Genomic DNA, 21,250 nt, shown 5'->3' with positions numbered 1-21,250 from the left:
ATAAATTTGGAGCGCGACATCTTGTTGTCGCACACAAGAAAACAACTATGAAACGGGTTCACTTTATTGGCATTGGTGGTTCAGGGCTTTCTGCGATCGCGCGCCTGCTAAAAGAGAATGGATATGTCGTGACAGGTTCAGATCGCGCGCTTTCGCAATTCGCGCTGGAACTTCAAAATGCCGGCGTTGAAATTTATATTGGACATCACCCCCGTAATATAACCGGCGCAGACCTGGTGATTCGTTCTTCTGCCATTGCAGATGACAATCCCGAGGTGGAAGCTGCCAAACTTGTGGGCATTCCAGTTTACAAACGCGCAGATTTCCTCGGTCAGTTAATGGCTGATAAAACAGGCATTGCGGTGGCTGGCACACACGGTAAAACGACAACGACCGCCATGATCGCATGGACTCTGTATGCCATGGGGCGCGATCCTTCCTTTATTGTTGGCGGTGTATTGAATAATTTGAAGGTCAATGCCCGTGCTGGAACAGGTGACCCTTTTGTGATCGAAGCGGATGAATATGACCGCATGTTCCTGGGGCTCAAGCCGCGCATTGAAGTTGTGACCAATCTTGAGCACGATCATCCGGATTGCTATCCAACCTATGAAGATATGTTTTCGGCTTTCAAAAGTTTTGTGGATTTGCTTCCGCCTGACGGCACGTTGATCGCGTGCGCGGATGATGAGGGCTCGGTAACCTTGTTAAGTCACGCCCGTCGTAAGGGGTTGAACGTGGTTTCTTACAGTTTGCAGAGCGAGATGACCATCAACAGTCCGCAATGGATGCAGGCGCGCACTTTAAAGCCCAACCACCGCGGTGGATATGATTTTTCAGCCATGACGAATTTGGGACCTTCAGCCGCGTCTGTTTTGCAAGTCTCATTGCAAGTGCCGGGCGAACATAATGTGCGAAACGCGCTCGCGACGCTGTCTGTGGTGGCTATGCTGGGATTGTCGCTTCAAAGAGCCGCCGAGGTGCTGGGCGAATTTAGCGGTACGGGCCGCCGCTTTGAAGTGCGTGGTGAGCGAAAAGGCGTAACCGTTATTGATGATTATGCCCATCACCCCACCGAGATCCGCGCAACACTGGCCGGTGCAAAGGCGCGTTATCCCGGACGGCGGATCTGGGCAGTTTGGCAGCCTCACACTTACTCGCGCACACAAATTCTATTCTTTGAATTTTCGCGCGCGTTTGCTGATGCCAATGAAGTATTGGTGACTGATATCTACGCTTCGCGTGAAGCAAAACAGGATTTTTCATCCGCTGAAGTTGTAAGCTCAATGCCGCATCCCTCTGCGCGGTTTAGCGGGTCGCTTGAAAATACCACCAAAACCCTGCTTAAGAATCTTCGTTCAGGGGATGTGCTGTTGGTGCTTTCTGCAGGTGACGCAGACCAGATCAGCACGAATGTATTAAGGGATCTGTGAGGTTGGGAATGGTTGCAGGAAAGAAAGCACAATCGCCCAAACCTGATGAAGTGATCGCGCTGCCGCCATTGAGAATGACCCTGGCGCATGCCGGGGATGACCAGGTGAATAAAAAAGCCCTGGCTGCGGCCATCAGGAAGTTTTTACCACAAGAGGAACACGCAGGACTGCATGAAGTTATGAGGCTTATAGAATTTTTGGAAAATAACCGTAGGAACAAATGATCATGACGACGCCCGCAAGACCCGTTGATGTATTACGCCTTTATTTTGGCGAGAGTGTGCAGGAGCATGTTGCCCTTGCGCCGTATACATCTGCGCGCATCGGAGGCCCGGCGGATGTTTTTGTGGTGGTCAAAAGTGCCAGTGAGTTAATGGGTGTAATGCGGGTTATCTGGGAGCAGGCTGTGCCGTATACTATTCTTGGCGGCGGCTCGAATGTGCTTGTCAGTGATAAAGGGGTGCGCGGGGTGGTGGTTCTGGATCGGGCGAAGGAAGTGCGCTTCGAAAACAGCGACCAGCCCACAGTCTGGTGTGAAGCGGGCGTCATCTTTAGCAATCTGGCAAATCGCTGCGCGTCCAAAGGATTGGCAGGCTTGGAGTGGGCGGCGACTGTCCCCGGCACGGTGGGTGGCGCGGTCTATGGAAATGTGGGTGCGTTTGGCAGTGACATGTCTGAGAATTTAATTTGGGCGGATGTCCTGACGAGAGATGGGGAAAAAAGAATCTCTGTTGAAGACATGCAGTATGGATACCGCACGAGTATTTTGAAACATGGTGATAAAGACTCGATCATTCTCTCGGCTTTGTTGAGATTAAAAAATGCGGACAAAGAAGAAGTGTCTGCTAAAATCAATAAATTAAGTGAGCGCCGAAAAGCCACGCAGCCTCCCGGGGCAAGCATGGGTTCCATGTTCAAAAATCCCGCGGGCGATCATGCGGGGCGTCTGATCGAAGCCGCGGGTTTGAAAGGTACGCGCATCGGCAATGTTGAGATCAGCAGGATTCATGGAAATTTCTTTGTCAACCACGGCGAGACCCGCGCAAGTGATGTTTGTGCCTTGATCCGTTTGACACGCGAAACAGTCGCGCAGAAATTTGGCATTGATCTTGATCTGGAAATTGAACTAATTGGAGATTGGAGTTGAACGAATAAAGTTCAACTTTGAAACAATATGAAAAAACTTCGAGTTGCAGTTTTGTTTGGAGGAAGGTCCGGCGAACATGATGTTTCGTTGATGTCTGCGCGTTCCATGCTCGCGGCGCTTGATCCTGAAAAATATGAAGTGACTCAGGTTGGCATTACACTGGATGGTGAATGGCTGAATGGTGAAAATACGCTGGAGTCTTTTTCACAAAGAAATATAGAAGACCTAAATCGGGTAGTTCTTCCAGGCGAACCGTCACATTCCGCTCTCTATGTTTTACGCAGCATGAATGGCCATGAAATACTCGAAAAACTCGCAGACATTGATGTATTCTTCCCTGTCCTGCATGGACCGTTCGGTGAAGATGGCACGCTGCAAGGTTTACTTGAACTGGCGGATGTAGCGTATGTCGGGGCGGGGGTGGCTGGGTCCTCTGTCGGCATGGATAAGGGCATCTTCAAGGATGTCATGCGCGCGAATGGGATCCCGATCGTGGACTCAATCCTTGTTTTGCGCGGCGATATTGAAAACGATATTAATGCTGTGATCGCGCAGGTTGAAAAAATGGGCGCATATCCGTTCTTTGCGAAACCTGCCAATCTTGGTTCTTCTGTTGGTATCAGCAAATGTGATTCCCGCTCGGACCTTGGCGAAGGCTTGATGGAGGCCGCGCGTTACGACCGGCGGATTATTGTTGAACGGGGTGTCGGTCAGGTGCGCGAGATCGAAGTGAGCGTGCTGGGCAATGAAGATCCGCAGACTTCGGTATGCGGCGAAGTTATGCCAAGCCGCGAGTTTTATTCGTATGAATCAAAATATGTAGACGGTACTTCGGGGCTCGTCATCCCCGCGCAATTACCTGCGGAAGTGAGCGATCAGGTCCGAGCCTATGCCGTGCGGGCTTACAAAGCTATTGACTGTGCTGGAATGGCGCGCGCTGATTTCTTCCTTGAAAACGATACAAATAAAATTTACTTAAATGAATTGAACACAATACCGGGCTTTACATCGATCAGCATGTATCCAAAATTATGGCAGGCCAGCGGCCTGACCTACGCCCAGCTTGTGGACCGTTTGATCGAGCTTGCGCTTGAGCGTAAAGCTCAACGAGATCATACCGAGCATCGGAGGCAGGCATGAGTGAGAAACGAGAAACTTCCCGATCCGAGATTGCGCGCCAGCGTCGTGCTGACCGTGCGCGGAACGAGATACAACAGACCGGCAGGCGTGCATCAAAACCCGTCATGCCTGTTACATCGCGCGTCACACAATCGTATGTCGTGACCAAACCCCGTCGCGCGGCACAGAAAAACCGCCGCTTCACCTCCGCGATCGGTGTGCCGGACGGGCTGCTATCTCGCGGCAGTCTGCGCCTGCCCCGCGTGCAGGCGGGCTGGCGCCTGACTTCCTCCTTGGTCGCGGTTTCACTTGCTGTTCTAATTTATCTTGTCTTGACTCTTCCATTTTTTCACGTTCCTGCAGCTACCGTGCTTGGCAATGATCGCATAAGCGGCGAAGATATCAATGCAGTGCTTGGTGTGACGGGCCAGTCAATTTTTACGATCAAACCAGAGGATTTGGCGGTCCGCTTGCGTATGAATTATCCCGATTTGGCATCGGTCGAGGTAAAAGCTTATTTGCCGAACCATGTTTACGTCACAGTGAGCGAGCGTCAGCCGCTGATTTTGTGGCAGCAGGATGACGCTTACACATGGGTCGATTCAATGGGCGTGGCGTTTCATCCGCGTGGATCGGCCGATGGCCTTGTATCAGTGATCGGCCTGAGTATTCCGCCGTCGGGCGCGGCTGCGATGAGTGATCCGCTGGTGCCGCCGGCTTTTATGCAAAAAGAACTGGTGGATGCGATCCTCGCTCTCGCGCCGGCTGTGCCTGCTGACTCGACGATGATCTATGACTCAAGCGATGGACTTGGATGGAAAGACAGCCGCGGATGGACTGTGTTCTTTGGCACAGGCACCGATACCATGGCTTTGAAAATACAGGTATATCAAACATTGGCTAACTCGCTGGTGGAACGCGGTACGATACCGCAGTTTATTAGTGTGCAATATCCTGAAGCGCCCTATTACCGTATGAATGATGATCAATCTTCAGAAACAAGAACAGATGATGGACAATAACATGGATGAGATCGTAGTTGGTATTGATGTAGGCACTACAAAGGTCTGCACCCTGGTTGGACGGGTGGAGGATGAAAAGACCATTCGTATCCTGGGTGTTGGTATTGAACCTTCTGATGGGATCCGTAAAGGCATTATCGTCGATCTTCCCGCGGCTTCACAGGCGATCAAACGCTCGGTGGAAAAGGCAGAGAGTACCTCCGGGATGGAGATCACGGCCGGGTTGGTCAGCCTCGCAGGGGCGCATGTATCTTCCGTCAACAGCCGCGGCGCGACCGGCATTCCCGGCGGGATCATAGATGCGGTGGATATTTCGCGCGCGCTTGAACAGGCACAGGCCGTTGCCATCCCGCATGACCGCGAGATCGTGCATATTATTCAGCGCGGCATGACCGTTGACGGGCAGGAAGGCGTTCGCACACCCATTGGAATGCATGGCTATAAACTCGAAGTGGAAACTCACATTATCACTGCGGCCGCCGCGACGGTGGACAACCTCCGTCAATGTGTTGGCGCAGCGGGTGTTGAAATTCAGCAATTTGTTTTGAATCCGCTTGCCTCTGCGGAAGTTGTGTTGACCGAGCATGAACGTCAAATGGGTGTCGCAGTCTGCGATATTGGCGGCGGGACGACCGATCTCGCCATTTATGTGGACGGAGATGTCTGGCATACCATGGTGCTGGCTGTCGGCGGTAATCATGTCACACAGGATATCGCGCATGGACTACGCCTGCCCATCTCTCAGGCTGAGGAAGTTAAAAAACAGCAGGGCTATGCCATTCGATCTGAAGTTGGGCTCGAGGAGTATTTTTCCATCCGCCCCTTTGGCGAAGATCATGATGTACAGATCAACCGTCAGGACCTCGCGCACATCATTGAGGCCCGGATCGAAGAAACGTTCCGTCTGATCATGCAGGAAGTGAAGCGTTCAGGCTATGATGGCCTGCTTCCCGCAGGTGTGGTGTTAACGGGTGGCACTTCAGCTTTGCCCGGTATCAAACGTATTGCAAGTCAGGTAATGGGAATGCCCGTGCGCACAGCGCAGCCGGAAAACCTAACGGGTCTTGTGGATAAGCTTGACTCGCCCGCATATTCAACCAGTGTGGGGTTGCTGCGCTGGGCGGCCACTATGCGAGATCATGATGTGGTTCTTTCAAACAATTACAACAAACGGAATAGATCAAGAGGAGAGAAAAATATGGATTTGGATGCGATCAAAAATTGGATGAAACGGTTACTGCCTTAATAGGATTGAAGTAAGGATGCCAGTCAAAAACTGGTTCCCGAAGCGATGGAAAACCATCCACTTTATGCCCAAAAAATTTATCATAAAACAACAACTTTTTACCCTTATATATTTCATCAATCTCGTTTAAGATATGGCATAGATTAGCCAGGAGGAACACATGGACTCGAATAAAAGAAATCCGCAATCAGAATCCTTTGCCCGCATCAAAGTGATCGGTGTTGGTGGTGCCGGCCAGAATGCTGTCAACCGTATGATGGAAGAAGGCATTCAAGGCGTGGAGTTTATTACCGCCAATACAGACGCGCAGGCGCTTACGTTGTCCCGCGCGCCCATTCGGGTGCGTCTTGGCGATAAACTCACACGCGGACTTGGCGCCGGCGGCGATCCTGAGATCGGCCGCAAAGCCGCGGAAGAATCAGCCGACGAACTTTACAATGTGCTCAAAGGCGCGGATATGATCTTCGTGACAGCGGGCATGGGCGGCGGTACTGGCACGGGCGCGGCTCCCATTGTGGCGCAGGTCGCCAAGGAAAGCGGCGCGCTGACCATTGGCGTGGTCACACGTCCCTTTACTTTTGAAGGCGGCAAGCGTTCCCAATCTGCAGAAGCAGGCGTGCTAAAAATGAAAGAGCATGCGCACACGCTGATCTCCATTCCAAATGACCGCCTGCTCCAGCTTGCGGATAAAAAATCCTCCCTGCAGGATGCGTTCCGCATGGCGGATGAAGTCCTGCATCAAGGCATTCAAGGCATCTCCGAACTTATCACCATTCCTGGTTTGATCAACCTTGACTTCGCCGATGTGCGCGCCATTATGTCCGAAGGCGGCGCGGCATTGATGGCAGTCGGTCGCGGCACCGGTGACGATCGTGCCAAGAACGCGGCCGAACAGGCCATCTCGAGTCAACTGCTTGACATCACCATTGATGGCGCGCGCGGTGTGCTCTTCAATGTGACCGGCGGACCCAACATGACCCTCTTCGAGGTCAATCAGGCCGCAGCCATCATCCGCGAAACCGCTCATCCGGATGTCAACATGATCTTCGGTGCTGTCATCGATCCTGAAATGGGTGATGAGATCCGCTGTACGGTCATCGCCACCGGATTCGAACGCGCTGGCGCAGTTCCGCGCCGCACTTTGGAACGCCCCACCCGTAACGATAAGCCTGTTTCCGCTTCCAATACACCGTTTGCCCGCTCGAACGAATCGGTTAACGTTGGTGCTGACTACAGATCCGCAGGTGACTCCAAACCCGCATCACACCCCGGTATCAACGCTGATGATCTGGATGTTCCAACCTTCCTGAGAAATAGAAGATAATAGTTTCTTCAAAAGACCCTAAAGGTTTAGCCTTTAGGGTCTTTTGATTCATGCTAAAATATAAGCAATGAAAGCCCAGCTTCCGCACCCCGAACATTATTCATATTTACAGCATCGCAAACAGCGCACCATGCAGATCATTCTGCCGGTCGTCGTGAGCGCCATCTTGATAGTTGGGTTGATCATCCTGATCAGTCTGGTCACATTCGGATCGGAAGGGGATGTGAGCCGCTGGGCCGCCATCTCCACGATCTGGATCATCATCCCTGTGTTGGTGGCAGGCTTGATAACTCTGGCGATCCTGATCGGCCTTATCTACCTGATGGCACGCGCCTTGAGCGCCTTGCCTACCTACACAGCCATCGCACAGGATTATGTTTATCTTGCCAAATCCTATATCATTCGCGCCGCGGATAAAGTCACTGTCCCGGTCATCGCGATCGATGGTTTTATTGAAAAAATTAAAGTATTTGTTGGAAGGATAAAAACCCCATGAACAATCGGAATACAATTCTATTCGGCGCGTTGATCGGAGCGGTTACCGGTGTGGTTGCGGCTGTGCTGCTGACCCGCCGCGCCGAAAAGACCGAACGTGAAACCGCCATCACCACCGGCGAAGGACTTAAGCTGGGCGTGCTGGTCTTTGGTTTATTGCGCGCAATTGCCTCGCTCGGTGATGACTAAAAATATTGTAAGGGCGACCCGCCCATTTGTATGCCAGCCTGTCTGATAAACTTTGAAGGGTCGCCCCTATTGGGAGAATTGACCGAGGACTCATCATCCTCGGTTATTTTTTTATGGACACGATCTCACAATTAACGTTTCGCCGCTTCATCCTCGGTCAGCAGGGACTTTGGCCGGGCCGCCGTTTCAAGGGGCTGAACGGCGCCGAATCCGCTTTGCGCCAGATGCAGGGACTTCAACTTGACCCGTTGACCATGGTGGCGCGCAGTCAGGATATTGCCATGTACGGGCGCGTCTTGAATTACAAGCCCGCGCATTTATATAAGATGGCGTATCAGCAGCGCAAAGCTTTTGATTATGGCGGCTGGTTGTTCATGTATCCGATGAGCGAATTCCCATATTGGGGACTGCCCATGAAGCATCGCCGTCAGCATGGAATTCATTATGAATCATTCAGGCATCCGCCTGCCGAATTGGTCAAGCATGTGCTGGATGAATTGCGCGAACGCGGTCCGCTGGGCAACCGTGATTTTGAAGGCGCAAAGGTCAGCGCTTGGAGTTACCGCGGACGCAAGGAAGCCTCGATCGCATTGTTCTATTTATGGTTGACCGGCGAGGTGATGATCACCAATCGCAAGGGCTTTGACCGCATCTATGATCTGCGTGAACGCGTCCTGCCGCGTGAGTTTGATTTTGAGGTGACGGATTCTGAGGCTGAGGATTTCTTTATCCGCAAATCCATTGCGTTCCTTGGCATGGCGCGTGAAAATACATGGCGTACTGATTTGAGCGGCTATCTGAATCGGGATGTGTCGCGCGAGGAAGCGAAGACGCGCATTGAAAGCTTGATCGAGCAGGGAGTAGTCGCTCGGGTGCGCGTGGAAAACTCAAAGGACAGCTATCTCTATCTAAATAGCGACCAGCCTCATCTGTCGGAGTTGGAGGCGGGTCGTATTCCAAAAAAATGGAAGCCTGCCGGACCATCCACACAAGAGGAAGTCACATTCCTTGCCCCGCTGGAAATTGTCAGCGCGCGCGGACGGTCGAAGAAGGTCTTTAATTTTGAATATTTGTGGGAAGTGTATAAGCCCGCGCATCTGCGCCGCTGGGGATATTACACCCTGCCGATCCTGTATGGTGATGATCTCGTGGCGCGCCTTGACCCGAAACTGGACCGCAGAACGAACACGCTGCATGTTTTGGGATTTTGGCTCGAAGATGATGCGCCCAAAGATGAAGCCTTTGCCAGCGCGCTCGCCAAAGGACTGCGCCGTTTTGCGGATATGATCGACGCAAAGAAATTTGACCTGAGTGGAATTAAGCCGATTAAATTGCGTTCGTATTTAAAGAAGGAATTGAAAAAGGATCGGTCATGAATACAAAAACATTAATGGTTGCCAGCAGTATATTTTTGGGACTCTTCGGGTTGATCGCCTTGTTCGTGCCCGAAGAATTATTGAAGATGTTGAGCCTGCCCTTTACAAGTCCGTTGCCCGTCCTGATACAACTGCTGGGAGCGTTGTATTTGTCCTTCGCGCTGATGAACTGGACCGCCAAGGACAACATCATCGGCGGAGTTTATCTGCGGCCGATCTCCATTGCGAACTTTTCCCATTTCATGATCGGCGCGTTGACCTTCCTAAACAATCAATTCTCAAATGGCGCGAATATATATCTCCTGGTCATTTCGATCGTGTATGTCGTCTTTGCAATTATTTTTACCTGGCTGGTATTTTTTCATACCGGCATACAAAAGCCCGCGGCAAATTAAGTGGACAAAAAAAATCCGTCCCTTCGATCGGATCAAGTCACTCTGCGGGCTGTCAGCGCGGATGACCTCGCTGTGTTTTATGTGCACCAACTTGACGCGGAAGCGGCGCAGATGGCGGAGTTCCCATCCAGAGATTGGGATGCATTCATGGCGCATTGGAAGAAGATCATGGCTGACGAGGCCAATATATTAAAGACCATTGTGTATGATGGACAGGTCGCTGGCAATATTGTCAGTTGGGAACATGAAGGCGAACAGGAAGTCGGCTATTGGATCGGCAGGGAATATTGGGGCAGGGGCATTGCCTCCGCAGCCTTGAAACAATTTTTGGAATGGGTCAGCATCCGCCCGCTGTATGCGTTTGTTGTGAAGCATAATATCGCATCCAGACGGGTTCTGGAAAAATGCGGGTTTGTGATTTACAAGGAAGACGGCGATGGATTTGCTTTAAGATATGAATGAGCCACGAAAAATATTTTGACAGGATCTGAAATCATGAAACTCAAAAATGCCATTACTGATGTGCGCGGCATCGAAGTGGGACACGCGCAAAATGAAGAAGCCTTGACCGGCTGTACGGTCATCCTCTGCAGGAAGGGCGCAGTCGCCGGCGTGGATGTACGCGGCGGCGCACCGGGCACGCGCGAAACCGACCTGCTCGATCCCGTCAACCTGGTTGAGAAAGTCCATGCTGTGGTTCTGGCTGGCGGCTCCGCTTTTGGTTTGGATGCGGCCAGCGGCGTGATGCGTTATCTTGAAGAGAACAAAATCGGATTCAATACCGGTGCTGCGCGGGTGCCGATCGTTCCCTCTGCGATCCTATATGATCTGGGACTCGGTCGCGCGGACGTTCGGCCTGATTCTGCGATGGGAGCATTGGCGGCCGCTTCGGCAGGTTCGACTCCACCCGCGGAAGGAAATGTCGGCGCAGGGACAGGCGCATCCGTCGGCAAGATGTTCGGCAATGCGCTTGCGATGAAATCAGGCTTGGGAACCGCCAGCATGGAAATCGGTGGGGGCGTGATCGTCGGCGCCATCGTGGCGGTCAATGCGTGGGGTGATGTGGTTGATCCAGAGACAGGCCAGATCATTGCCGGACTTCGCTCTGGAAAGATCGGTCCGCTACGGGTTGGTAAAGAAGGTCAATTTGCAGATACGCTGGCGATGATGAAATCTCCCGTAGGACGCAGCGTCCTTGGTTTGACGAGCCGCAGTAACACCGTGATCGGGGTCGTGGCGACCAATGCAAAGTTAACCAAAGCCCAGGCGACCAAGGTCGCGCAGATGGCACAGGATGGTTTTGCGCGCACCATCCGACCCGCTCATACCATGCTGGATGGCGATGTGATCTTTGCGTTATCGACCGGCACGAAAAATGCCAATGTCTCCACAGTCGGCGCGTTCGCGGCGGAAGTGATGGCAGAGGCGATCCTGCGCGCAGTGCAAATGGCAAAGTCCGCTGGCGGGCTGCCGGGGTTGAGCGATAAATAGAAAAAAAAAATAAACATTGAGGTGAAATTTATGTCAAACAGCAGATCGGCTATTAATGATATTACCCCTTATATCTATGGAACAACCAAACTTGGTGATGAAGCCATCTCACACGAGGAGAGAATAAAAATTGCACGTGCTGCAATGAACTCGGGGGTGTGGTTTCACACGGCCAGAATGTATGGGAATGCACTGGAAGTACTCGGTGAAGTTTTTGCAGAAGAGCCGGCGAAAGTGCCCAAGCTCATCATAAAAATAGGCTGGGAGAATATTGGCCAACTCCGCGGAGTGATCGAAGAGAATATTAAACCTCTTGGGCTGAGCGGGGTGCAGCTCGGTCAATTGTGTCTTGGCGGGGAGCTTGCAAAGGATTTTGCCAATGGCGGTGATTGCTATCGGGTTTTCCAGGATTTGAAAGATGAAGGACTTGTGCAAGGCTATGTTGTCGAAGCATTTCCCTGGACGTCTGAGCCGCCGCTAAAAGCCTTGCGCGCTGGCTACACTGAAGGAATCATTGACGGGTTCATTTTTTACCTGAATCCATTGCAGCGTTTTGCATCCAATGAGCTTTGGAATGAAATCGTTGAAAGAGACCAGCCGATCATTGCCATGCGGACGGTCTCCGGCGGCCCTGTCCATAGCCTGCGTGATGTGCCTGGTTTCGCGTGGAAAGATTACCTGCAGAAACGTGCTGTTGAAGTGGCGCCGATCTTTGAAAGATCCACTATAAAAAGCTGGACGGAATTCTGTGTTCGTTTTGCACATAGCTTTCCACAAGTTAAGGCCACTGTTGGATCGACCAGCCATGTTGAAAACTTGAATGAGTTTCTTTCTGCAAAAGAAAATATCGAGCCGCTTCCCGCGAGCATTTGCAAGGAGATCGAAGCCCTGCACCACAAATGGTCGAACGAACTCGACATGCTTGCTGAGCCCTGGACTATGTAGAAATATTTTTCTGATTAAAAAATTGTTCGGGTTATTTCCAGTTGCTTAACTATCCTTTCAAATATGCGCCTTCTGGAAAATGCAAACTGACCGGGTGATCGCTGCCCTGTGATGAATGCTCAATAGTTTGATTTTGCTTGAAACGATTTCCGCCATGCAAACTTGGGTTTGCATGGCGGAAATTTTATTTTACAAGTTGGAGAGCAAGTCTACTTTGCGATCTCCCAAATATAACCGCCAGGGTCAACGAAGCTGGCGGTTCTGATGCCCCAAGGCCGATCCATCGGACCGTTCAATAGTTTCACTCCGCGCGCGGTCAGCTCTGCGCACATGGCGTCCACATCATCCACGGTGATGGTGAAGACAAAGCGGGAGCCAGCTTCATGGTTTGCCACTTTTGCAGGCTCAACCAATTCCTTTGCTTCGGTGATTTTCAGCAGGTTGACGAGTGTATCCCCAAATTTGAACACGGCTGAGTTGTTATCCTCAAACACCACTGGCAGACCAAAGACCTTTCCATAGAACTGCTTCGCGGATTCCAAGTCTTCGACGAACAGCGTAATGGCACTAATCCCTTTGGGCCAGGGATTCATTTCTGCATCTTTTCCTGTAGTTTCATCCATGAATAATCTCCTTTTGTTTGCATAATTTATGATGGCAAAGCACTACCCCTTCATACAAACCAATCCCTTCAAATACGCCCCTTCGGGAAAATGCAAACTGACCGGGTGATCACTGCCCTGTGATAAATGCTCGATGATCGTCGCGTCCACGCCTGCATCCAATGCGGCGGAAGCGACGATCTTTTGAAAGAGCGCCGCGTCAATGCCGCCTGAGCAGGAGTAGGTGAATAACATCCCGCCGTGACGCAGTAATTTGAACGCCAGCAGATTGATGTCTTTATACGCGCGCGAGGCTTTTTCAGCATGGGCGGCGGTCGGAGCGAATTTCGGCGGATCAAGGATGATCATATCGAAGGAACGATTCGCGTCACGAAATTTTCTTAGCAATTGAAACACATCACCTTCGAGGCATGTGTGTCTTTCAGCAGGTAGATTATTGAGCGTTATATTTTCTTCAAGCAACGAGAGCGCATCCGCAGATGAATCGACGGACAGAACTGACTTCGCTCCGTTCGCCAGGGCGTGGATCGAGAATCCGCCTGTATAGCAAAAACAATTCAACACATCACGGCCTTCTGCAAATTCACCAACCCGGTGACGGTTGTGACGCTGGTCAAGGTAAAAACCTGTTTTATGTCCGTGTTCGATGTCAACTTGAAATTTCAAGTTGTACTCGTCAATCGTCAATCGTAAACTTGTACTGAGCCCAGTCGAAGTATCGTCAATTGTCCCGCGCAATATTCCCGCGATAGGTTTGAGTCCTTCCAATTCACGCACGTCCACATCGGAGCGTTCATAGATATTTTGAATGCCTGTTTCTTCTACTAAAACATCGGCCACGATCTCCTTCCAAAAATCCGAGCCTGCGGTGGTGGATTGAAGCACAAGCAGGTCTTTGTATCGATCCACCACAAAGCCCGGCATCCCATCCGATTCGCCATGCAGCAAACGATATGCATTCGTATGACTATCGACTTTTGACATTTGACGCAATTCAATGGCAGACTTTATCCTTCTACGGAAGAATTCCTTGTCAACAGGTTCATCGTTAAACGTCCACACTCGCGCACGGATCTGCGAGATGGGGGAGTAGGATGCGCGGGCTAGGAACTGCCCATCAGACGAGAGCAGGTCAACGGTTGCGCCGGAGGCGAGATCTGAATCCGCTTGTTTGATCGCGCTGGCAAAGATCCACGGGTGGCGGCGGAGTAAACTTTTTTCACGTCCTGCATTGAGTTTTATGTTCATATTATTCACCGGGAAATGGCCGAATGATCTCCATCCAGCCGTTGGGATTTGAAAGCGGAGTAAATCCATATTGCTTGTACAGACCGTGCGCGTCGCGTGTGACCAGAGTCCAGCGGCGCAGACCAAGAAGATCGGGATGGGACATGATAGTTTCGATCAGCCACTTGCCGAGACCTTGTGCACGGTACTCTTCATGAATGAATACATCGCAGATATACGCGAAGATGGAATAATCGCTGATGACGCGTGCAATGCCGACCTGTTTCGTGCCTTCATATACGCCGAAGACCAGCGAATTGGCGAGCGCGCGTTCGGTGCGTTCACGCGGACGGCCTTTCGTCCAGTAGGCGCGCGTGAAAAAATCGCAGATGGCGTCAATATCCAGGCGCGCAGGATCGGTGCTGATGGTGAATGAGCCGCGCTGAATTTCCAGAATTTGCGTCATGCGGCGAGTGTATCACATCATGGTATCATCGATTAAATAAGACCTGCCAGGTTTATTGAAACCTGGCAGGTCTCTAAAAATAATGGAGAATTATGCTGCTTAAACCTGTACGATGGAAAACTTTTCCGCGTGAATTTTTGCGGATTCAAATCGGATTCTTTTTGTTTGGCTTGGCGATCACGTTGATGATCCGCGGTAATATCGGCACGAGCGCATGGGCCGTTTTGGAAGTTGCGCTTGCGTCAAAACTGCATATCTCGATCGGGACAATGACCGTGTTGATGGGCTTTATTGTACTTTCGGGTGCGCTGTTGATGCGCGAACAATTGGGCTGGGGCACGCTGGCCAATATCCTGTCAATTGGGCCGTGGGAGGATTTCTGGCTTTCGATCATTCCTTCTGTAAAGGATAACCTTCTCCTGCAAAGCGGAATGCTGTTGCTGGCGATCTTTCTGATGGGCTTGGCGAGCGCCATCTACATCGGCGTGGATGCGGGCGCTGGTCCGCGTGACAGTATGATGCTGGCGATCAAGCGCACCACGGGCATCAGCATTCGCGTGGCGCGGGCTATTATTGAAGTGACTGTTGTGACTCTCGGCTGGCTGTTGGGCGGACCTGCGGGACTTGGCACGGTGGTCTATGCGCTGTTGGTGGGGCCGTCCGTGCAATTTGGTTTCAAGATATTTAATGTCCATCCGCACGGGCCTGAGGCTTTAATTCCACAAGCGCCTGAAGATTAACATAAGGAATGCAGACTTCAGTCTGCATTTTTAGAAAATCGCGGACGATAGTCCGCGCTCCATAAAACATAAAGAGGCAAAATGATTGAAATGGAAACCACATCTCCTGAACCGAAAAATCGCACCACAGGCGCGTTGGTCTTATTTTTGTTGTTTGTACTGCCGATGCCTGTCTGTCTATTTATCTACCATTTTATATTGTGGTCAACGGAACAGACTGCGATCACTTCCTTGAGTTTGAAAAATCTTGAAATGGCTGGGATGATCGGACTGGCAGTACAGGCTGTTTTGATGACGATCCTCTTTACTGTGCTATGGCGCTTCACGAATGATGATCGTTTCAAACCTGTCTATGCGGGGCTGGCTGGCGCATCCGTGATGGCGTTCCCTGCTTTGCTTTTGCGTGTGATCGGACCGAACAATGATCAGCTTGGTTCCATATCACAGGCGGTTATTTGTTTGATCGGCGCGGGCGTTGTGATATTGGCTCGAAAGAATAAAAATAAAATTGACTGGGATCGCGCTTCCATACCTTTTGGGTTGGTCATTGCAGGAATTGGATTTTTGCCGTTCGTGGTCTATGGCTCGTTTGGCTCACTGGGCGATACTCTTCTCAGTTTGTTTGCGAGCATTTCATTCGGATTTCTCGCCGCGACATTGATCGAATCCACGACTGGAAATTTATTTTTGGACGGCATCGGCATTGGTGCGCTATTGGCATTGCTTGGGTCAGCCATTGGCTATGATGGTTCGCAATTACTTCTGCTTGCCATACTTCCGTCGTTCGCATTTGGGATCTCCGCGTTGATGCCGTCCAAATCTGCGGCGGGCGCGGCTGTGTCATTGCTGGTATTTGCAGGCCTGGCTCTGTTCGACCCGACTGAGCTGACCATTGTCCTCGGCGACATTGCTGGTGTTGCTGTAAAAACAGCAGGCTTCGTGATCGTGATTGGGGTTGTCACCAGCATCATCGCGCTGGTCCTGCGGTTCGTAACAGGAGCAGGCTCAGGGCAAAGAGTGACGCGCGCGATCGGGTGGGCGGGGGCGGGCATCACATGGCTGGTTGTCATCACAGTCTTCTTCATGTTCGGCAATCCTGGAAATTATGGCGACCGTCTTTTTGTCATCTTAAAAGATCAGGCGGATCTTTCCGATGTTGCCAGCATTACGGATCGCGATGAAAGATTGCACGTGGCATTTGAAAAATTAACTGAACACGCAAACGAAACTCAATCTGAACTAAGACGTTTTTTTGATTCGGTTGGCGTGGAATATACGCCGTATTATTTGGAGAACGCGATGGAAGTCCGCGGCGGGACTCTGGTGCGCCTGTATTTGATGACCCGCCCCGAAGTGGATCGCGTCATTCCAAGCCCGCGCCTGCGTGCTGTTCCTGACGATGTTCCTGCGCCTGGAGGTTTGTCTGAAGTGGACGGCAGCGTGCAGTGGAATATTTCCATGATCGGCGCGGACAAAGTGTGGGACGAGTTCAAAGTGCGCGGCGAAGGCATCGTGGTCGGGCAGTCTGACTCGGGTGTGGATGGAGAGCATCCCGCCATTGCTGACCAATATCGCGGCGTGACCCAAGGCGACGATTACAACTGGTTCGACCCGTGGGATGCCACGACTTCGCCGAACGATGAAGGCGGACATGGCACGCACACGATGGGAACGATCCTCGGCGCGAACGGTATTGGAGTTGCGCCCGAAGCCCAATGGATCGGCTGTGTAAATCTGGATAGAAATCTAGCCAACCCCGCCTTGTATCTGGATTGTATGCAGTTCATGCTCGCGCCCTTTCCGCATGGAGGCGATCCATTTAAAGATGGCGACCCGAGCAAAGCCGCGCATGTCTTGAATAACTCGTGGGGCTGCCCATCTCTTGAAGGTTGTGACCCGAATGCATTGTTGTATGCGGCGAACAACTTGAGAGATGCGGGCATCTTTGTGGTGGTCTCCACAGGCAATGACGGGCCGATGTGCGAAACGATTGAATCTCCGCTTTCATTATATGATTCTGTTTTTTCCGTCGGCGCAATTGATCAATATGGCGACATGGCAGAGTTCAGCAGCCGCGGCCCCGTGACCGCTGACGGCTCCAGCCGTACCAAGCCTGATATTGTCGCTCCTGGCGTGGATATATTATCTTCGCTGCCGCAAGGGACATATGGTGCGAACAGCGGCACATCCATGGCGGGACCGCACCTTGTGGGTGTGGTGGCGTTGATCTGGTCAGCCCAGCCTGATCTGATCGGTGATATTGACTCGACAGAAAAATTGATCAGAGATACTGCACAGCCTTACAATGGAAATATTCCCGACCCATGCGGCAGCGGCGGCGAATCAAGTAATGTGTATGGCTATGGCATTGTGGATGTCTATGAAGCGGTGAAGCAGGCTTTGATAAATAAATAATACTGGTAGGGGCGACCCGCCTGGCTTGATGAAGTCGGGCCGCTGATCATGATGGGTCGCCCCTATTATTATGACGAGGTACATATTATGAAGCAATGGCTGAAAAACTCAATCCTTATTCTTATTGGAATCCTTCTGATCGCATTCGGCGGTTTGATGTGGAAGACACGCAGCGAGGCGCACGGTCTACTCAACGCGCCGATGGAAACCCGCAACCTGCCCGATGAAACTCCCGCGGATTACAACCTGCCTTTTCAAGATGTGACGGTTACAAATCCAGACGGGCAAAAACTTGTCGGCTGGAGCATTCCTTCGCAAAACGGCGCGGTCATCATCATGCAGCACGGATATAAATCCACGCGCTCTGAATTACTCAACGAAGCAGAGATGATGTATCGTCATGGATACGGCGTGCTGCTCACCAGCATCCGCTCGCATGATTACAGCGAAGGTGAGTTGATCACCTTTGGCATGCATGAAATTGATGACATGGAAGCCTGGTATAAATTTCTGCTCCTGCGCAGTGATATTGGACCAGCTAAGGTCGGCATCATCGGCAATTCGTATGGAGGTATGCTCGCCATTCAATTTGCCGCGCAAAATGAAAACATCAAAGCCGTGGTCGCGAATTGTGCTTTCTCCTCATTGAACGATACGGTATCCACAAGTGTCACACATTTTACAGGCCTGCCTAATTTCCCCTTCGTGCCGCTGATCACTTTTTGGGCGGAGAATGAAACTGGATTTAAAAAAGAAGATATTGACGCCACAAAGTGGATCGCGGATATCAGCCCGCGCCCCATCTTCCTGATGCAGGGCGGCGCGGATACGGTCATTTCCGCGGACAGCGGTCAGCGCCTGTACGATGCGGCGGGTGAGCCGAAGGAATTATGGTTCGACCCTGCGCTCGGTCACGTGGAGTTTGATACCGAACGCGCCGAAGAATATGAAGCGCGGGTTGTCGCGTTCTTCGATCAGTATTTATTGGATAAATAACATGCCAAAAATACTACGTCCAAAACTTCCCAAAGGCTATGTGGACAGCCCCATTTCCGAAGTCCCCTGGGAATATGTAGAAAAGCGATTAACCGAATCGATCAATTACTGGCTATGTTCGGTCTATCCCGATGGACGCCCGCATGTTGTTCCGCGCTGGGGCGCGTATCTGGATGGCAAATTTTATTATGACGGCAGTCCTGAGACACGCCACGCCCGCAACCTTGAACAGAATTCAAATGTGACCTTGCACCTCGAAAGCGGAAATGATGTGGTCATCATGGATGGGACATCCCAGCCCGCATCCAAACCTGACCCTGAATTTGCCCAGCGGCTAGCTGCAGCATACTGCGCCAAATACGAATCTGACGGATACGCTCCGAAGCCAGATCAATGGGATGCGGGTGGCTTGTATATGTTCACTCCGCGCCAATGCCTGGCGTGGACCAAGTTCTTCGAGAACCCGACCAAGTTTGTGTTTGAAGATTAGTGTATGTGGCTTTATCTTCTTCAAGGCATCGGATATGGTCTGGCCGCTGCGTCACAACCGGGACCATTCCAAACCTACCTCATCTCACAAACATTAACCCGCGGTTGGAAGAGGACTCTGCCCGCCGCGCTCGCTCCGCTTGTCAGCGACGGCCCGATCATTTTGATATGCGTATTGGTGCTCAGTCAGGTGCCTGCGTGGATGCAGAGAGTTCTTTATATCGCCGGCGGATTATTTATTTTATATCTTGCCTATGGCACGTATGATTCACGGAAGAATTTTGACTCGCGTCTTCCGTCTGTCGAAACGGGGACTCAGCAGAGCATTCTCAAGGCGGCATTGATGAATGCGCTCAGCCCCGGCCCATATATTTTTTGGACATTGGTGACAGGTCCGATCTTGCTTAAAGGTTGGCGCGAAACTCCTGTCAACGGGATTGGTTTTCTGATAGGGTTTTATGTGACTCTGATTTCCAGCCTGGCCGCGCTTATTCTCATCTTCGGCACGGCCGCAAAGTTGGGACCGAAATTCAATCGAATGTTGTTGGGGATCTCAACCATCGCTTTGACTTGTTTTGGGTTGTACCAATTGTGGCTGGGAATCTTTTATGGATAGTGAAAGGAGAATCAAAATGCAAATCGTGATGGTCTATGTGCATGTGAAGTCTCAGTTCCTGGATGCGTTCAAACAAGCAACGCTTGAGAACGCCAGAGAAAGTGTCAAGGAACCCGGCGTTGCGCGCTTTGATGTGGTTCAACAGGAGGATGACCCAACGCGCTTCATCCTGATCGAGGTTTACAAAACTGCCGATGCCCAAGCCGCGCATAAAGCCACCGCTCATTACGAAACCTGGCGCGACTCTGTCGCGGAGATGATGGGCGATGCGCGTCAGGCAGTGAGATACCATAATTTATTCCCAGAGGATGCGGTCTGGTAAAGCATGCCTTCCTTTGAATTCGCCACGGCGAACCGCATCATCTTCGGGGCAGGGAAATTAAATGGATTGGGTGACCAGCTCAAAGGGCGTGCGAAGCGTCTGCTATTGGTGACGGGAAGATCGTCAGATGCGATTCCGCGTGTGAGGCAGATTCTTTCTGCACAGGGAATCCCGTTCGATGAATTTGCGCTTCACGGCGAGCCGACAGTTGATACGGCTTCCGAGGGAGTTAAGCTTGCGCTTGAGCGCGGCTGTGACATGGTGATCGGCCTCGGCGGCGGGAGCGTGCTGGATGCGGGCAAGGCGATCGCCGCGCTGGCCACGAACCCCGGCGACATATTCGATTATCTCGAAGTAGTTGGCAAAGGACAGGCGTTGATCAATGCGCCGCTGACGTATATTGCCATCCCGACCACGGCGGGCACAGGCACGGAGGTGACGCGCAACGCGGTGCTGGAGTCGCCTGCGCATGGCGTGAAGGTGAGCCTGCGTAGCCCGTTGATGCTGCCGAGTATTGCGCTCGTTGACCCTGAGTTGACCTATACTTTGCCGCCCCCCATCACTGCCAGTACGGGACTCGATGCATTGACGCAGTTGATCGAGCCGTTCGTCTCGGTCAAAGCCAACCCGCTGACCGATGCGATTTGCCGCGCAGGGATTCGTCACGCGGCGCGCTCATTGAGGCGCGCCTATGAAAATGGCGCGGATCAGGAAGCGCGTGCAGGAATGTCTTTGGCGAGTCTGTTTGGCGGAATGGCGCTTGCCAACTCCGCGCTTGGAGCGGTGCATGGATTCGCAGGTTCGCTGGGCGGGATGTTGCATGCCCCGCATGGAGCGACCTGTGCGAAATTGTTGCCACTGGTGATGGAGGCGAATCTCAAAGCAATGATTTCGCGTGAACCAAATCATCCAGCGCTTGCACGTTATGCTGAAGTGGCGCAGATATTAACGGGCGATAAAAATGCAACCGCATCCGATGGTGTGCAGTGGGTGAGTGAGTTGGTGTGCGATTTGAATATTCCCATGCTTTCAGTGTATGGAATGACAAGTGAGCATTTTTCGGATGCGGTGGAGAAGACCCTGAAGGCGAGCAGTACGAAGGGGAATCCGATTATATTAACGGAAGGGGAGTTAAGAGAAATACTTGAAATCGCATTGTAATCAGTTAATCAAA

The 21,250-nt window shown here is 51.7% G+C and carries 24 protein-coding genes; 21 read left to right on the top strand and 3 right to left on the bottom strand.

The genetic code is table 11. The features are described from left to right. Positions 1–47: 47 nt before the first annotated feature. The 14 genes from murC to IPL17_RS00605 all read left to right on the top strand — a co-directional run bounded on the left by murC (position 48) and on the right by IPL17_RS00605 (position 12,182). The gene (gene murC / locus IPL17_RS00670) at positions 48–1,433 is read left to right on the top strand and encodes a UDP-N-acetylmuramate--L-alanine ligase (RefSeq protein ID WP_345305143.1); all 1,386 of its coding nucleotides are present in this window, start codon (positions 48–50) and stop codon (positions 1,431–1,433) included. Positions 1,434–1,441: 8 nt separating this feature from the next. Further along, positions 1,442–1,657 carry a hypothetical protein gene (locus IPL17_RS00665; protein WP_345305142.1) on the top strand — a complete coding sequence of 72 codons (216 nt, stop codon included), beginning with the start codon at positions 1,442–1,444 and terminating at the stop codon, positions 1,655–1,657. Between the two features lie 2 nt (positions 1,658–1,659). Continuing rightward, positions 1,660–2,580, top strand: coding sequence for a UDP-N-acetylmuramate dehydrogenase (gene murB / locus IPL17_RS00660; RefSeq protein WP_345305141.1), 921 nt, complete (start codon positions 1,660–1,662; stop codon positions 2,578–2,580). A gap of 27 nt (positions 2,581–2,607) precedes the next feature. Then, on the top strand, positions 2,608–3,720 hold the full coding sequence (locus IPL17_RS00655) for a D-alanine--D-alanine ligase family protein (RefSeq protein ID WP_345305140.1): 1,113 nt from the start codon (positions 2,608–2,610) through the stop codon (positions 3,718–3,720). Continuing rightward, the gene (locus tag IPL17_RS00650; protein WP_345305139.1) at positions 3,717–4,721 is read left to right on the top strand and encodes an FtsQ-type POTRA domain-containing protein; all 1,005 of its coding nucleotides are present in this window, start codon (positions 3,717–3,719) and stop codon (positions 4,719–4,721) included. The genes IPL17_RS00655 and IPL17_RS00650 overlap by 4 nt, the downstream gene beginning before the upstream one ends. Then, the gene (gene ftsA, locus IPL17_RS00645) at positions 4,681–5,967 is read left to right on the top strand and encodes a cell division protein FtsA (protein WP_345305138.1); all 1,287 of its coding nucleotides are present in this window, start codon (positions 4,681–4,683) and stop codon (positions 5,965–5,967) included. Before IPL17_RS00650 ends, ftsA begins: the two co-directional genes overlap by 41 nt. Before the next feature lie 160 nt (positions 5,968–6,127). Further along, on the top strand, positions 6,128–7,291 hold the full coding sequence (gene ftsZ, locus IPL17_RS00640) for a cell division protein FtsZ (RefSeq protein ID WP_345305137.1): 1,164 nt from the start codon (positions 6,128–6,130) through the stop codon (positions 7,289–7,291). Between the two features lie 67 nt (positions 7,292–7,358). Continuing rightward, the gene (locus IPL17_RS00635; RefSeq protein WP_345305136.1) at positions 7,359–7,787 is read left to right on the top strand and encodes a hypothetical protein; all 429 of its coding nucleotides are present in this window, start codon (positions 7,359–7,361) and stop codon (positions 7,785–7,787) included. After that, on the top strand, positions 7,784–7,975 hold the full coding sequence (locus tag IPL17_RS00630) for a hypothetical protein (protein ID WP_345305135.1): 192 nt from the start codon (positions 7,784–7,786) through the stop codon (positions 7,973–7,975). The genes IPL17_RS00635 and IPL17_RS00630 overlap by 4 nt, the downstream gene beginning before the upstream one ends. A 113-nt stretch (positions 7,976–8,088) precedes the next feature. Further along, the gene (locus IPL17_RS00625; protein WP_345305134.1) at positions 8,089–9,351 is read left to right on the top strand and encodes a crosslink repair DNA glycosylase YcaQ family protein; all 1,263 of its coding nucleotides are present in this window, start codon (positions 8,089–8,091) and stop codon (positions 9,349–9,351) included. Next, on the top strand, positions 9,348–9,746 hold the full coding sequence (locus IPL17_RS00620) for a hypothetical protein (protein ID WP_345305133.1): 399 nt from the start codon (positions 9,348–9,350) through the stop codon (positions 9,744–9,746). The genes IPL17_RS00625 and IPL17_RS00620 overlap by 4 nt, the downstream gene beginning before the upstream one ends. Beyond that, positions 9,747–10,208 carry a GNAT family N-acetyltransferase gene (locus tag IPL17_RS00615; protein WP_345305132.1) on the top strand — a complete coding sequence of 154 codons (462 nt, stop codon included), beginning with the start codon at positions 9,747–9,749 and terminating at the stop codon, positions 10,206–10,208. A 33-nt stretch (positions 10,209–10,241) separates the two neighbouring features. Beyond that, positions 10,242–11,237 carry a P1 family peptidase gene (locus IPL17_RS00610; RefSeq protein WP_345305131.1) on the top strand — a complete coding sequence of 332 codons (996 nt, stop codon included), beginning with the start codon at positions 10,242–10,244 and terminating at the stop codon, positions 11,235–11,237. A gap of 30 nt (positions 11,238–11,267) precedes the next feature. Continuing rightward, a complete protein-coding gene (locus IPL17_RS00605; RefSeq protein ID WP_345305130.1) occupies positions 11,268–12,182 on the top strand; it encodes a hypothetical protein in 915 nt (304 codons plus the stop codon). A gap of 209 nt (positions 12,183–12,391) precedes the next feature. Here the strand turns inward: IPL17_RS00605 and IPL17_RS00600 are convergent, their stop codons facing one another. The 3 genes from IPL17_RS00600 to IPL17_RS00590 are packed head-to-tail and all read right to left on the bottom strand — an operon-like array spanning position 12,392 to position 14,498. Beyond that, positions 12,392–12,805, bottom strand: a complete 414-nt coding sequence (locus IPL17_RS00600; RefSeq protein ID WP_345305129.1) for a VOC family protein — start codon at positions 12,803–12,805, stop codon at positions 12,392–12,394. 42 nt (positions 12,806–12,847) lie between these two features. Then, on the bottom strand, positions 12,848–14,053 hold the full coding sequence (locus tag IPL17_RS00595; RefSeq protein WP_345305128.1) for a class I SAM-dependent rRNA methyltransferase: 1,206 nt from the start codon (positions 14,051–14,053) through the stop codon (positions 12,848–12,850). A 1-nt stretch (position 14,054) separates the two neighbouring features. After that, positions 14,055–14,498, bottom strand: coding sequence for a GNAT family N-acetyltransferase (locus IPL17_RS00590; protein WP_345305127.1), 444 nt, complete (start codon positions 14,496–14,498; stop codon positions 14,055–14,057). Between the two features lie 92 nt (positions 14,499–14,590). Between IPL17_RS00590 and IPL17_RS00585 the strand changes: the two genes are divergently transcribed. The 7 genes from IPL17_RS00585 to IPL17_RS00555 all read left to right on the top strand — a co-directional run bounded on the left by IPL17_RS00585 (position 14,591) and on the right by IPL17_RS00555 (position 21,237). After that, positions 14,591–15,238 carry a hypothetical protein gene (locus tag IPL17_RS00585; protein ID WP_345305126.1) on the top strand — a complete coding sequence of 216 codons (648 nt, stop codon included), beginning with the start codon at positions 14,591–14,593 and terminating at the stop codon, positions 15,236–15,238. A gap of 81 nt (positions 15,239–15,319) precedes the next feature. Next, the gene (locus tag IPL17_RS00580; protein ID WP_345305125.1) at positions 15,320–17,653 is read left to right on the top strand and encodes a S8 family serine peptidase; all 2,334 of its coding nucleotides are present in this window, start codon (positions 15,320–15,322) and stop codon (positions 17,651–17,653) included. 87 nt (positions 17,654–17,740) lie between these two features. After that, entirely contained in the window at positions 17,741–18,649 is a 909-nt protein-coding gene (locus IPL17_RS00575) for an alpha/beta hydrolase (RefSeq protein ID WP_345305124.1), read from the top strand. A 1-nt stretch (position 18,650) separates the two neighbouring features. Next, positions 18,651–19,139 (top strand): pyridoxamine 5'-phosphate oxidase family protein, encoded by a 489-nt coding sequence (locus IPL17_RS00570; protein ID WP_345305123.1) that lies wholly within the window; start codon positions 18,651–18,653, stop codon positions 19,137–19,139. 3 nt (positions 19,140–19,142) lie between these two features. Next, a complete protein-coding gene (locus IPL17_RS00565) occupies positions 19,143–19,754 on the top strand; it encodes a LysE family transporter (protein ID WP_345305122.1) in 612 nt (203 codons plus the stop codon). A gap of 16 nt (positions 19,755–19,770) precedes the next feature. Beyond that, positions 19,771–20,076 carry an antibiotic biosynthesis monooxygenase gene (locus tag IPL17_RS00560; RefSeq protein ID WP_345305121.1) on the top strand — a complete coding sequence of 102 codons (306 nt, stop codon included), beginning with the start codon at positions 19,771–19,773 and terminating at the stop codon, positions 20,074–20,076. A 3-nt stretch (positions 20,077–20,079) separates the two neighbouring features. After that, a complete protein-coding gene (locus IPL17_RS00555; protein WP_345305120.1) occupies positions 20,080–21,237 on the top strand; it encodes an iron-containing alcohol dehydrogenase in 1,158 nt (385 codons plus the stop codon). Positions 21,238–21,250 lie beyond the last annotated feature (13 nt).

Source organism: Candidatus Villigracilis saccharophilus, from assembly GCF_016711665.1.
This window is presented reverse-complemented; position numbering and strand designations above follow the sequence as displayed.